Origin of the sequence: Chitinophaga tropicalis, from assembly GCF_009758205.1 — a bacterium.
In the GTDB taxonomy this organism is placed as follows: domain Bacteria; phylum Bacteroidota; class Bacteroidia; order Chitinophagales; family Chitinophagaceae; genus Chitinophaga; species Chitinophaga tropicalis.
The window spans coordinates 1-14157 of sequence record NZ_WRXN01000009.1; the positions used below are offsets into that span (position 1 = coordinate 1).

The window sequence follows — 14157 nt, forward strand, 5'->3', positions numbered from 1 at the left end:
GATTTACCTTAGGCTTCCTTCAGATTCCTCCTCACGAAGGACACCCTTGCCATCGGTTAACGCTTCCCACTATCAAGGCGCGTTCGGGACTTACACCCTAGAGTTTGCGCCCGTGCCGGGCGCACCATCAAGAAGAAGGGTATTGCCAACTGACAATACCCTTCTTTATATAACATAAATAGCTAGAGATCATAGAACGTTCGCGATCGATTGATCCTGAGGTCCCGCAATATCCCCGACTTCGGACTGATAGTGATACTGAACTGACGATACGTACCAATCGGTATCAGGTTGATAGACATCTGCCAGCAGTGCAGATCGCGGGAAATGTATATGGTAGTATATGCCAGCTGCCTGTTAATGAAGTCAAAACCGCTGTTCATACCTATCTTCCATTTAGGCGTCAGGCTGAAATCACCGTTAAAGCTCAGGTACTGGTTAAAGGATGTCACCACCCCGCCGGAATCCGGTATGATCGTTTTACTGTAAGACAAGCTATAAGACAGGTCCAGCTTCCACGGAATATCAAAGTCTACATACTCTCCCGGGTTCTTCCTCACAGCCGCCAGCTGACGTTGCTGTGCCTGGAAGGCAGCATCTGTGCTCTGCTCATTCTCCAGGTTCTGTATCTCCTGCTCTTTTGCCTTACTCTTTTTATCTGACGACTGGAAAGAGGTGCTCATCGCAATAGTTCCACTCGTTAAGCGGCCCAGGCTGAAACTCCCCTCCTGCCATACATACTTATCCAGCCTTTTTCCTCTGGCATTAACCACGTAAGGATCTATATTACCGCTGGCCGTGATATTCAGCTTATCGAACAGGTTGGTACGGGCATAAATGTTGAACGTAGACAGCTTAAAGCTATCTGCCAGCAGGTTGTAAGAGCCGGTAATACCAAAACCATCCAGCAGCTTGATCTTCTTCTCTTTATTGGCCGATGTATCTTTTTTGGAAAAGACCTTCATTTCCAGGTTGTTATCCAGACCAAAGGAGATCGATCCCGATCGTCCTTCAGAAGGTACACCCACAGATGAACTGGTATAATATGATTGCCTGATGCTATCCCCACCCCTGTTATATCTCAGATCGTAATACGCACTTCTGGCCAGGTCAGGCTGATAACTTGCACTCAGCGTAGGCCTCATTACGTGCCTGATAGCCTTGATCTTGGAATTTTTACCAAACTGGTACATACCATACAAAGCTGTAGAAAGCGATATGCTGGCGCTTGCCTGTCTGGCAGCAAAGAAACCAGCCTGGTATGTAGTATCTATACCACCCACGGAGTCTATACTTACACGCTTGGTATCATTCCAGGTACGGATAGTCTTTTTGGTATACCAGTATTCCGCATAACTGACACCTGGTGAAAGCGTAAAGTTCTTCATAACGGGTATAGAGAACGAAATAGGTACATTATGTTTCATTCCTGACTGCAAGGCGTCAAACATCTTTGACTTACCAAAAACAGAGTCCTTGAAAGTCACGTTGTTAGCCAGCGTAGTAGTATACCCAATACCCAGCTTATGATACCATTTAGCCTTACCTACCACTTCCTTGGGCTGGAAAGGATACAGCGTATTTACTGTAAATGTAGCCGCGGGAAAAGATATACTTACATCACGCGTACTCAGGTTCTGAGAGTGTGTAAGACCGGCTGTAAAGTTATACGGCTTTCCCTGCCATGTCTTGGAGAACGTGATAGAGGAACCGATGTTATTATTTACGCGTGTAGAGTAGTCATAAACGTTGTACGTATTATAACTGGAGGTACCGAAGTTCACGCTGGCGCCAAAGTTTACGCCAGGACGGGCCTTGCTGTCCATACTATGGTTCCAGGTAACACGGAAGTCACGTGACCGGCTAAACTCAGTCTTTACCGACGGGTCTCCGAAACGGGTATTGGCAAAGCTGAGCGTCATACCACCATTATAATGGTAGCGTTTCCGGTAGGTAGGGCTGGCTGTCAGCGACCAGCTGCCGTAAGAATATACATCCCCACGGATGGTCAGGTCCATATTATCCCCCAATCCCAGGTAATAACCACCATTTTCCAGGCCCATACCCTTCTGGGCATTCACCACATAGCCAGGTACCAGGATACCGGAAGCCTGTCCGTGGGTGATAGGGAATATGGCAAAAGGTATAAATAAAGGTGTGGGTACCCCTTCAATTTCCAGGTTAGCGGGACCGGAAATCACCAGTTTATCAGGTATCACCTTTATCTTACGGGCCCTGAACTGGAAGTGCGGGGTATCCAGGTTACAGGTGGTATACCCGTTCCTGAAGCCGAAAATACTGTTGTCAGGGGCCCTTTTGGTCTGTTCGCTATGCACGTACCCCTCTCCGTACTGGGAGCGGGTATGGTAGATCTTGGCCCTCTGGGTATTGATATTATATCTTAAGGTATCTGAATCAAAAGCCTGACCGGCGTCTTCCAGCTGCGGGCGGCCATAAGGATTACCACTGGTGTCCGTAGCTGTGGTAGCCTCCATGATGCCGGTGCTCTGGCTGTAGTTCATACGCTCTGCAGAGAGGGATGTTTTCTTATATTTGGTATTGGCCGTTCCATAGAAGTAGAACTTTTTGTCCGGCACCACCAGTATGATAGAGTCCTTCGCTTTATAGGTAATAGGCGCATCCAGGCTGTCTTTAGACAATTTAGGCCCGTTTAAATGAAGGCTGTCGGTCCCCGTACTGTCTGTATACGCAGGAATACTGTCTGTAGAGGGCAGATTTGCCTTAACAGGTTTCAAAGTGTCCCTGATGGTATTTACCTTTGAAGAATCAGGAACTTTGCCGGCAGGCACCGTATCTGTGAAACTTTTGTTAAAAAGGAAGGAGCCATCTGGCGTGGGACTGGCAACAGCGTTAATAATAAAAGGAATGACTATTATTATACCGGCAAAAAGCAGGTATATCTGTCGCAAAAACTTTTTATAATTATTTTTGTGATTCAGGTGCATGTGTTAAGCGGGCACAAACCTACAAGATTTTATACAAATTATTATCAATTGTAAAACGAAAAAGAGTGCAAGGCCGAACAAAGCATCTAATCATTTTCAGCTTTCAATTTACATCCGAAGGCTTAAGGATCAAAACACAAGCTACGAACTGCGGACAATTTAACAAACTACTAACGCCCATTAAAATATAATAAAAACTGAGTCATGCGCTGGAACCGATTTTGGATTTTTTTAGGATGTGCCATCTTTCTTGGAAGTATTATTCTTTACGCAGCCAATCGCCCTGTCATCAGCGGAAAGCAGCAACCTCCCCTCAGGACCATTGTCATAGATCCCGGTCATAGCGCCCAGACTCCCGGTGCACGCGGTAAATATTCTACGGAAGAAGAAGTTGTGCTGGATGTGGCCCTGAAACTGGGCAAATTGATCGAGGCCAATATGAAGGATGTACGCGTTGTGTATACACGTAAAAACAGGAATGCCCTGGCGGGTACCCTCCGGGCCGACCTTAACGAAAGAGCAATTATTGCCAACAGGGAAAAAGGAGACCTTTTTATATCTATTCACTGTAACTCTGCTGGCCCTACCCGCAGGGTAACCGGCTATAAAACAGTATATGTTAAGAAAGGTAAGCGTAAAGTGCCTGTAAAGAAGGCCATTTATGCCACCTCCCCCAGCACGGCAAAAGGTACTGAAACGTACGTATGGGCAACGGGAAAGAACAATGCCAAGACAGAATCACTGAAAGAAAGCTCCGTTATCATGCTGGACGCCAATTCTGAAGATGCCAATTCCGTACTGGATATGAGCGATCCGGAGACCTTTATATTATTAAACACCCTCAGGAACGCATACTTTGACCAGAGCCTCCGTCTCTCCACTCTTATTGAAGACGAGTTCACCAACGTAGGCCGTATCAGCCGCGGAGCCCGTCAGCGTGACGAGAAAGGTATCTGGGTACTGCAGGCTACCGCCATGCCAAGCGTACTGGTGGAACTTGGCTTTATCAGCAATCCCGAGGAAGAAGAATACCTGAACTCAGACGATGGCCAGCAGGAAGCTGCCAGCTGCATCTACAAAGCCATCAAACGCTATAAAGACGAACTGGGAAGATACAGCTCTCCGGAAGACCGCCAGGCCGCCCCTGCAGAGTCCACCCCTGCCCCTGTCACTAAGAACAAAGGCAAGAACAACGCTGGCAGAAAACCGGCAACTATAGCCAAAAACCAGGGCACCCGGAAAAACGAACAGAAAGAAACCGTTACCTCCCGTAAAGACTATGATTATAATGTACAGCTGCTGGTGAGCGATAAAACCTATACCCGCAACGCCTCCATATTTCATACACTACGGGGCACTATCCGGAAGGTGCCTGTCGTCATAAACAGGAAAAAGACAAATAAATATATCTGGGGTGGCTTTAAGTCCCAGACGGAAGCCACCGCTGCCTTGCGACGCGCAAAGCAGGTGGGCTTCCGTAAAGCGGTGCTCATATCCCCCGAAGGAGAAACACAGCTGGCCGCAATCACTCCCAAAACAAATACATTCTCAAATACTTCTAAATCAGTCTCTTCTTCCTATAATATCCAGTTAGTGATCACAGAAAAGACCTACACCCGTTCAGCATCAGTGTTCACTAACCTCCGTGGTACCATCAGGAGAGTACCCGTTGTTATTAACAGGAAAAAACTCAATAAATATGTATGGGAAGGTTTCAAAACTGAAAAAGAAGCCAATACTGCCCTAAATAAAGCCAAAAAAGCGGGATTCTGGAATGCCTCTGTAGTATCCCCAAACGATAACACTCTGGCCCGCCGTTAATCCTACCCCTGCAATACACCACTGCATTAGCCCCTTCCCTCAACCTACTTACACTTTTACAAAGATTTTCCGCTTTATTCCCTGGTATTGAAAACCCGGTATCAGATTTGGTATTGTTTTGTTTATTTTTGCACGAACGTATAACGTATTCTATGTTTAAAGTATCGAACGAAACCAAAGTAGGCGTACTTGCGGCGCTAGCCATCGCAATGCTGATATTGGGTTTTAACTTGTTAAAGGGCAAAAGCCTTTTCTCAAAAAGTAAGACTATTTATGCTGTATATACCCAGGTGAACGGACTCCAGCCCTCTGCCACAGTTCAGGTGAACGGCCTTGTAGTAGGAAGTGTGGCTAACCTTGACCTCATGGACCAGAAAGCCGGTAAAATATTGGTAACTATCAGGATCACAAAAAAAATTGACATCCCTTATAATTCTGTAGCACGTATCACTAGTGACCTTCTCGGCACCAAAGCTGTACAGATCGACTTTGGTAACGCTAATGAATATCTTAAAGATAAAGATACCATCTACGCAGCAGTTGATGGTTCCATCACTGACGCTCTGAAGGAACAGCTTAATCCGCTGGTGAAAAAACTGGAAGGCACACTGGGATCTGTTGATTCTGTGCTTCTTACAGTAAATTCTATCTTTGATACCACTACCAAAGGTAACCTGCGTCAGGCCATTGGCCACCTGAACACCACTATGAGCAATTTTACCAGGACTTCCGCATCCCTCAACAACATGCTGGATCCCGATCATGGTAACGTAAAAGCTACCTTCGATAACCTGGAATCACTCACGGCCAATCTGAAAAATAATAACGATAAGATCACAGCTATCCTTGGCAATGCCGAAAAAACTACGGCAGCACTGGCTAACGGACAACTGGACAAAACGCTTGCAGAACTGCAGCAAATGGCTACACGCCTCAACGAAACGCTTGCTAAGCTGAACAGCACCGATGGTACTGCCGGAATGCTCCTGAACGATAAGAAAGCATATTACAATCTTCAGAATTCGCTTAACAGTCTGAATAAGCTGCTGGAAGACCTTCGCATAAATCCAAAACGGTACGTGCATTTCTCTCTGTTCGGCAAAAAGTCCAAAGTACAGCCCATACCATCTGACACCGCAAAGGCACTATGATTTTGAAAAAGAAGCAATTAGCAAGATACGGGCTTATCCTGGCAGGGATCTGTCTGGGCTGGCTACTACCCGCCTCCGCCCAGGAGACTAAGGACGATACCACAAGGGTGATCCACATCATCCAATCCGATAAACTGAACGTGATCACGAAAGACAGTGTACAGCTGAACAGGTTTATCGGTAACGCCATTTTCCGCCAGGCCAATACCTTGTTTTATTGCGACAGCGCCCTCATTAACAGGGCCGCCAACATACTGGATGCCTACGGTCATATTCATATTAACCAGGCAGATAGTATTCATATCTATGGTGAATACCTTCATTATGAAGGAAATACCAAAATAGCCACGCTCAGGGATAATGCCCGTCTTACTGACAATAAGATCGTCCTTTCCGGCCCCGAGCTGGAATACGATATGGGCGCCAGGATAGGCACCTACACACAGGGAGGTAAACTGGTGAACGGCAGCAGCGTACTGACCAGCCAGGAAGGCTATTACTATGCTGATACCAAAGACGTGTATTTCAATAATAATGTACTGCTTGTAGATCCGGAATACACACTTACCACAGATACATTATTATATAATACAGAAACAAAAATTGCCACTATCATGGCCCCTACCACCATCAATGACGGTAAAACGGTCATGTATACTACTTCCGGCGATTATAACACCGAAACCGGCCAGGGCAATTTTGACAGTCGCCCTACCATCGAAGACAGCACTGCCACTATCACGGCAGACAGGATCACAATGGACAAACGTACCGGCCTGGCATTCGCTACCGGCAACATGGTCTACCGCGATACCGCACAGAAAATGACACTGCTTTCCAACTATGGAACGGTAAACCAGGTAAATAAAACCGTCCTGGCTACCCAACATCCGCTCATGATCCTGGAAAGAGAGAAAGATACCATGTATCTCACCGCAGACACCCTCTACTCTGCTGTTATTAAACGGGACAGCATTACCGTGGCGCCTGTAAAAACAGCCGGTACAATGCCGGACACGCTCACTGCCTCCGTTATACCAGACAGTACCGCAACGGTCAGGCCGGACAGCATAACAATTGTTGCGGCAGACAGCACAGCGGTGGTCCCGAAAGACTCCTCGCTGGCGTTACAGCCTCAACCACTGGCTATTAATGCTGATACATCATCAGCAAAAGACACTTCCGAGATCCGGTATATTATGGCCTGGCATCATGTACGCATCTTCTCCGACTCCCTGCAGGGCGTAGCAGACAGCGTCTACTATTCCAGCAAAGATTCTATCTTCCGCTTCTACCGCAACCCGGTATTATGGGCCAATATGACCCAGCTAAGCGGAGACAGCATCTTCCTCTACACAAAAAACCAGCAGGCAGATAAAATATTACTTGACCAGAACAGCCTGATCGTAAAAGAAGCAGGCCCGGAATTATATAACCAGATCAAGGGCAACCAGATAACAGGATATTTTGCAGGTCAATCACTGGATTGGATGCATGTTGACGGAAATGCCGAAAGTATCTACTACATCCAGGACGATGATAAGGCCTTCATCAGCATGAACAGAACGCTGAGTGGTATTATCAACATTTACTTCATGGAAGGCGAGCTGCATCATGTTACTTTCATCAAAGATCCGGAAGGCACCATGTACCCGTTTTCACAACGTCCTGTAGAACAGACCCTTCTGGAAAATTTCCACTGGGATATACGCCGCCGGCCCAAAAGCAAATATGAGCTGATGGGAGATGTGAAGATAAAAGAAGAAGAGCCCCCGGCCACAAAAACTGATCAGGATTTCTAAACCTTATATAAACGCTCCCGTCACTACAGACCGGAGCGTTTTTTTATGGTGTATAAAAAATCTCCCTGATAAATACAACTCATTTACATTAAAAAAATAATAATTTGTATCTTGGCACCGTTATTGCGAAGCATTTGCCGAAACCAATGAAAAAAAGTCTGTTCATAACCCTGCTGCTTGGAGTCTGCGTTTTTAACGCACATGCTCAGACAAAAAGTAATCTGCAAGCCGGCTTACGCCTCGGATTACCTTTTGGCGGTACTGCGCGTTATTTTCTGAACGATGCAAATGGCCTGGAAGCGATAGCCGGCGGTTATGCCCATACCTTTACCGTAACCGCCCTGTATGAGCACTATTTCGACCTCTCTGCCCTTACTACTGAGGGTTTTGCATGGTTTATAGGAGGTGGTGCACATATGGGAAGCAGAGAAACAGATGGCAACGTGAAATTTATAGGGGGAGTGGACGGGATTGCAGGAATTGATTACACATTCCCAACATTTCCGCTAAACCTGAGTCTGGACTGGAAGCCTGCCATTCACTTCAACACATCGTCAGATCTCGCTGATTTTGCTATTTCTGTAAGATATACTTTCGGCAGACGATAAAACCATCATTAAAAATTTTAAACCAGATACATTTATGAAACAACTTGTGTTATTATTAGGTCTGTGTACAATCTTAACAGTACAGACAAATGCACAAAAAAGATCGGCTACGAACTATCAGACCGGAATTGGTCTCAGAGTGAACCCATGGATGGCAGGATTTACCATCAAACATTTCGTTAAAGGTCCTCATGCAATAGAAGGCATTGTTGCCTCCAACTTTGCACATGACGAGAACGTTACCTTTACCTTCCTGTACGAATATCACTGGCAGCTGGGACAACCGGATTTCCGTCTGTTTGCCGGCGGTGGTGCACATATTGGTATATATGACCGCTGGTATTATGACCGTGAACGCTACTATGAGCATGGGGACGGTGCTTACGTATCTCCGGGCCTGGACGGTATCATCGGTCTTGAATACAGGTTCAAGAAAATACCTCTGGCTATAAGCGGCGACCTGAAGCCTTACTTTAACTTCACCGGCGGACATAAATTCTATGGAGAGCAGATCGGTGGAGCTACTGCAAGATGGACATTCAGATAATCTTTTAGTATAAAAGAACTTTAGAGCGACCATCCCCGGATAAAACCGGAGATGGTCGCCTTTTTTTATTTATATTTATAATCTTTGCCCTGCGGGCGATATTGGCTATGAAAATATTTACAGCACAACAAATACGTGACGCAGATGCATATACTATCATGCATACCCCGATCAGCAGTATAGATCTGATGGAAAAGGCCGCCATGGCCTGTACCAACTGGATATGCAAAAACTACGGAGAACAGCTGCCTGTTTATATTTTCTGTGGAATGGGCAACAATGGCGGCGATGGCCTGGCCATTACCCGTTTACTGTTAAACCGCGGATATCAGGCCAAAGCCATTATCCTCCATCACAGCCCCAATGCCTCTGCCGATCATACGACCAATTACCAAGCCCTCCGGCATCGTTACCCGGACAGTATCCACCACGTACACGAAATAAAAGACCTCCCTCCCGTTCCTGAAAATGCCCTCATTGCCGATGCCATTTTTGGTACAGGATTAAGCCGCCCTGCAGAAGGCTGGATGGCCGATGCTATAGAGCAGCTAAGCCATTACTACGATCAACATACGGTCATTGCTATTGACATTCCCTCCGGATTGATGGCTGATGCCTCTTCTGCACACATGCCCGTCATAAAAGCGCATCACACGCTGAGCTTCGAGTTTTACAAACTGGCCTTCCTCCTGCCGGAAAACGCAGCGCTGACGGGCGAAGTACATATTCTTTCCATCGGCTTACTACCGGACTATATAGCGCAAACACCTGCACGCTACCAGGTTACAGAGGCCACTCATATACATGATATCTACAGACCGCGTAAACCCTTTTCACATAAAGGCACCTTCGGCCATGCGTTACTGATAGCCGGCAGCGAAGGCAAGATGGGTGCAGCAGTGCTCAGTGCCAAAGCCTGTCTCCATACAGGCGCAGGCCTGCTTACCTGCCACGTACCCCGCTGTGGTTACGACATCATTCAGATCTCCGTGCCATCAGCTATGTGCCTTACTGACGAACAAAAAGACCATAGCTCCGTATTTCATAATAATGTAGCTACTCCTGAAGCGGCCTCCCGCTATAAAGTGATAGGCATAGGCCCCGGGCTGGGCACAGCCGCCGGCACAGCATGGGCGCTGGAAAAACTACTGGAACACTATCACTCTCCTATGGTACTGGACGCGGATGCCCTGAATATCCTGGGCGCATCCCCTCACCTGCTAAGGAAAGTTCCGCAACAGTCGCTGTTAACACCCCATCCAAAAGAATTTGAGAGATTGTTCGGCAAAACCGCCAATGATATAGAGCGGCTGGAACTCTTATCCGAAAAGGCCCGGGCCCTGCAGCTCAACATCCTGCTGAAAGGACGTTATACAGCCATGGCATTTCCCGACGGGTCCGTCTGGTTTAATGCAACCGGCAACGCAGGCATGGCCAAAGGAGGCAGCGGAGATGTGCTGACAGGTATACTCACCTCCCTGCTGGCGCAGGGCTATGCTCCAAAAGAAGCAATGCTGATGGGCGTATACCTCCATGGGCTGGCCGGCGACTATGCCGCAGCAGAATGCTCACAGGAGGCCATGACAGCGGAAGACATCATCAGGCTCCTGGGAAAAGTATTCCTGGAACTACGGAAATATGCATAAAGAAACCCCGGTATTTCCCACTTTAATCCCCATGCTTCTTAATCGATAAAAGATTATATTTATAGAATTGTTAAAATCACGTATATGAATATCGTTTACCTCGTTCCATGTTTTGGCTTACTGGCTTTACTATTTACAGCATTCCGCAGCGCCTGGGTATCCCGCCAGGAGGCCGGCAATGAAAGGATGACAGAAATTGCCCGGTATATTGCAGAAGGCGCAATGGCATTCCTGAAAGCTGAATACAAGATCCTTACCTATTTTGTTATTATAGCCGCACTACTGCTGGGCTATATGGGCGCATCGCACCACAATTCAGACTGGACTATTGCCGTTGCCTTTATTATAGGAGCCGTATTCTCGGCCTCCGCAGGTTTTATCGGCATGCGCATCGCCACTAAAGCCAATGTACGCACAGCACATGCTGCAAGGACAAGCCTGGCACGCGCATTACAGGTATCCTTCACCGGTGGCTCTGTAATGGGTATGGGAGTAGCCGGCCTGGCTGTACTGGGACTGGGTGGACTCTTCATTGTATTGAAAGCCTACTTTGGCGCCGCCGCCAACACCGCTGAAATGATCAAAACAATTGAAGTGCTGACAGGCTTCTCCCTCGGCGCAGAAAGTATAGCCCTCTTTGCCCGCGTTGGCGGAGGTATCTATACCAAAGCTGCCGACGTAGGCGCTGACCTGGTAGGTAAAGTAGAAGCCGGCATTCCGGAGGATGATCCCCGTAACCCCGCTACCATCGCAGATAACGTTGGCGATAACGTAGGCGACGTGGCAGGTATGGGCGCTGACCTCTTCGGCTCTTATGTAGCTACTGTACTTGCTACCATGGTGCTTGGCAGTGAAACCATTTCCAATGATGACTTCGGCGGACTGGCACCTATCCTGCTTCCTATGCTGATTGCAGGTCTCGGTATCGTATTTTCAATCGTAGCCACTTTATTTGTCCGTATCTCTGACAGCGCAGGGTTGAACACCGGTACCGTTCAACGGGCGCTGAATATGGGCAACTGGGGCTCTATCATATTATCTGCTATAGCCAGTGCGGCACTGGTATATTATATATTGCCCGCAGAAGCTATCTACCTCAAACGCGACTTCATTGAAGGCACATCTGAACTCAGGCCAGGCACTAAAGCCATTACACAGAACGGCGTTGTAGGCGCTATCCTGGTAGGTCTGGCAGTAGGTACCCTGATGAGCCTCATCACAGAATATTACACCGCCATGGGTAAACGCCCGGTGTTGTCCATCATCCGCCAGTCATCTACCGGTCATGCTACAAACGTTATAGGTGGCCTTGCAGTAGGAATGGAATCTACCATGCTGCCCATCATTGTACTGGCAGGCGGTATCTTTGGCTCTTACCAGTGCGCTGGCCTTTATGGCGTAGCTATCGCCGCTGCCGGCATGATGGCTACCACTGCTATGCAGCTGGCTATTGATGCTTTCGGTCCCATTGCAGATAATGCAGGCGGTATAGCCGAGATGAGCGAACTGCCCAAAGAAGTACGTGAAAAAACAGATATACTGGACGCTGTAGGTAATACTACTGCCGCTACAGGAAAAGGCTTTGCCATTGCCTCTGCAGCACTTACCGCACTGGCGCTCTTCGCTGCTTTTGTTGGCGTGGCACAGATCAGCGGTATTGATATCTACAAAGCCAATGTATTGTCCGGCCTCTTTATCGGCGCTATGATCCCCTTCATCTTCTCCTCCCTGGCTATCAGGGCTGTGGGCGAAGCCGCAATGAGCATGGTGGAAGAAGTACGCCGCCAGTTCAAAGAGATCCCGGGGATTATGGAAGGCACCGGCAAACCTGAATACGATAAATGTGTGGCTATCTCCACTCAGGCATCTATCAGGAAGATGATGGTACCCGGAGCAATTGCCCTGATCACCCCTCTCATTATCGGATTTATCTTCGGCCCTGAAGTACTGGGCGGCTTCCTGGCAGGAGCTACTGTGAGCGGAGTGCTGATGGGAATGTTCCAGAATAATGCCGGAGGCGCATGGGATAATGCCAAGAAATCATTTGAAAAAGGCGTTGAGATCAAAGGACAGGTATACTATAAAAAATCAGAGCCTCACAAAGCTTCCGTTACCGGTGATACCGTAGGCGATCCGTTCAAAGATACCTCCGGTCCGTCAATGAACATCCTTATCAAACTGATGTCTATTGTTTCACTGGTAATAGCGCCTACTCTTGCAGAGCTGCATGGTACAGCGCATACAACAGCGGCGAAGAAAAAGGCGCAGGTTGAGCAGATAGCGAAGGTGAATCATCAAAAATCACATTAGTTTTTCTTTCAGCTGCGCACAGCACAAAAGATATTCTCTTAAAGAAAGGGGTTCGCCAAATGGCGAACCCCTTTCTTTCTTTTGAACAGTTCCGATTTTTTTATTCCAATAATTTCCTCTTACTTTGTACTGTAATTATTTTAGTTACAGTATGGTAAAAAGTAAGTTTGCAATATCAATTCACATTCTCAGCCTGTTAAGTTTATCTGAAACAGAATGGTTATCGTCTGATATGATCGCAGGTTCACTCAATACCAATCCCGCCCTTGTCAGAAAAGAGCTGGCCGCTTTAAAAGAGGCTGGTTTTGTAGAAGGCAAGGAGGGCAAGAATGGCGGCAGCAAACTGGCCCGGCCGGCTGATAGCATCCTGCTGTCAGAGATCTTCGGACTGGTAAAGGAGACCCATATCTTTGGCTTCTCTCCTAACCTTCCCAATCCCAACTGTGCCATAGGTGCTAACATCAATGGCGCACTGGACCATCTTTTCAATGAAATAGACCGCTCTGTTTATGAGCAGCTGAAAAATATAACCCTGGCTGAATTCAGCGCCAGGCTGGTGTCTTAAAATTTTTTACTAAAACTGTAACATTTTTTATAACAATAATAAACAGATAGAACATGAAAGTTGTCATCATCGGGGCCTCCGGCTTTGTAGGCTCAGCTATTTTGAACGAAGCACTGAACAGGGGACATGTTGTTACTGCAATTGTGCGTAATCCTGAAAAGATCAGCATTACCAGCCCCAATCTGAAAGTTGTCAAAGCAGATGTTACCAATGCGGAAGAGGTAGCAAAAGCTGTAGCGGGTAATGAAGCTGTTATCAGCTCTTACAGCTCATTTGATACACCTACTTATGTAACAGCGATAAACGCTATCATTGATGGTACCAGGAAAGCAGGTATTAAACGCATACTGGCAGTAAGTGGTGCTGGCAGCCTGGAAGTAGCGCCGGGAGTACAGATGGTGGACACTCCTTCTTTCCCCGCAGAATGGAAAGGCGGAGCCCTGGCTACCCGCGAAGCATTCTATGTGATCAGGCAACAGAATGATCTTGACTGGACGGTATTCAGTCCTGCAGCAGAAATAGCCCCGGGTGAACGTACCGGCAAATTCCGTCTTGGCAAAGATCAGCTGGTAACAGATGCTGATGGCCATAGCAGGATATCAACCGCCGATTATGCTATCGCTATGATAGATGAGCTGGAAAAGCCACAGCATATCAAAGCACGATTCACAATCGCTTATTGATACAGCTAACATCCTCTTATAAAAAAAGAGCTTTCACCTTTGGCGAAAGCTCTTTTTA

At 47.2% G+C, this 14157-nt stretch carries 10 protein-coding genes; 9 read left to right on the forward strand and 1 reads right to left on the reverse strand.

The window, feature by feature from the left end:
* Positions 1 to 182: 182 nt before the first annotated feature.
* The gene (locus tag GO493_RS19145) at positions 183 to 2930 is read right to left on the reverse strand and encodes a putative LPS assembly protein LptD (protein WP_157307842.1); all 2748 of its coding nucleotides are present in this window, start codon (positions 2928 to 2930) and stop codon (positions 183 to 185) included.
* Between the two features lie 240 nt (positions 2931 to 3170).
* Here GO493_RS19145 and GO493_RS19150 point away from each other — a divergent pair, with 240 nt between their 5' ends.
* The 9 genes from GO493_RS19150 (at position 3171) to GO493_RS19190 (ending at position 14099) form a co-directional block, all read left to right on the forward strand.
* On the forward strand, positions 3171 to 4787 hold the full coding sequence (locus GO493_RS19150) for an N-acetylmuramoyl-L-alanine amidase family protein (protein ID WP_157307843.1): 1617 nt from the start codon (positions 3171 to 3173) through the stop codon (positions 4785 to 4787).
* A gap of 152 nt (positions 4788 to 4939) precedes the next feature.
* The gene (locus GO493_RS19155; RefSeq protein WP_157307844.1) at positions 4940 to 5938 is read left to right on the forward strand and encodes an MlaD family protein; all 999 of its coding nucleotides are present in this window, start codon (positions 4940 to 4942) and stop codon (positions 5936 to 5938) included.
* 2 nt (positions 5939 to 5940) lie between these two features.
* Entirely contained in the window at positions 5941 to 7740 is a 1800-nt protein-coding gene (locus GO493_RS19160; RefSeq protein ID WP_157307845.1) for an OstA-like protein, read from the forward strand.
* Between the two features lie 146 nt (positions 7741 to 7886).
* On the forward strand, positions 7887 to 8348 hold the full coding sequence (locus tag GO493_RS19165; protein WP_157307846.1) for a hypothetical protein: 462 nt from the start codon (positions 7887 to 7889) through the stop codon (positions 8346 to 8348).
* A 34-nt stretch (positions 8349 to 8382) separates the two neighbouring features.
* Positions 8383 to 8895, forward strand: a complete 513-nt coding sequence (locus GO493_RS19170) for a hypothetical protein (protein WP_157307847.1) — start codon at positions 8383 to 8385, stop codon at positions 8893 to 8895.
* 107 nt (positions 8896 to 9002) lie between these two features.
* Positions 9003 to 10541 (forward strand): NAD(P)H-hydrate dehydratase, encoded by a 1539-nt coding sequence (locus tag GO493_RS19175; protein WP_157307848.1) that lies wholly within the window; start codon positions 9003 to 9005, stop codon positions 10539 to 10541.
* A gap of 84 nt (positions 10542 to 10625) precedes the next feature.
* Entirely contained in the window at positions 10626 to 12851 is a 2226-nt protein-coding gene (locus tag GO493_RS19180) for a sodium-translocating pyrophosphatase (protein WP_157307849.1), read from the forward strand.
* Positions 12852 to 13002: 151 nt separating this feature from the next.
* Positions 13003 to 13416: an Rrf2 family transcriptional regulator gene (locus GO493_RS19185; RefSeq protein WP_157307850.1), complete on the forward strand. Its 414-nt coding sequence runs from the start codon at positions 13003 to 13005 to the stop codon at positions 13414 to 13416.
* A gap of 53 nt (positions 13417 to 13469) precedes the next feature.
* Positions 13470 to 14099, forward strand: a complete 630-nt coding sequence (locus tag GO493_RS19190) for an NAD(P)-dependent oxidoreductase (RefSeq protein WP_157307851.1) — start codon at positions 13470 to 13472, stop codon at positions 14097 to 14099.
* Positions 14100 to 14157: the final 58 nt, after the last annotated feature.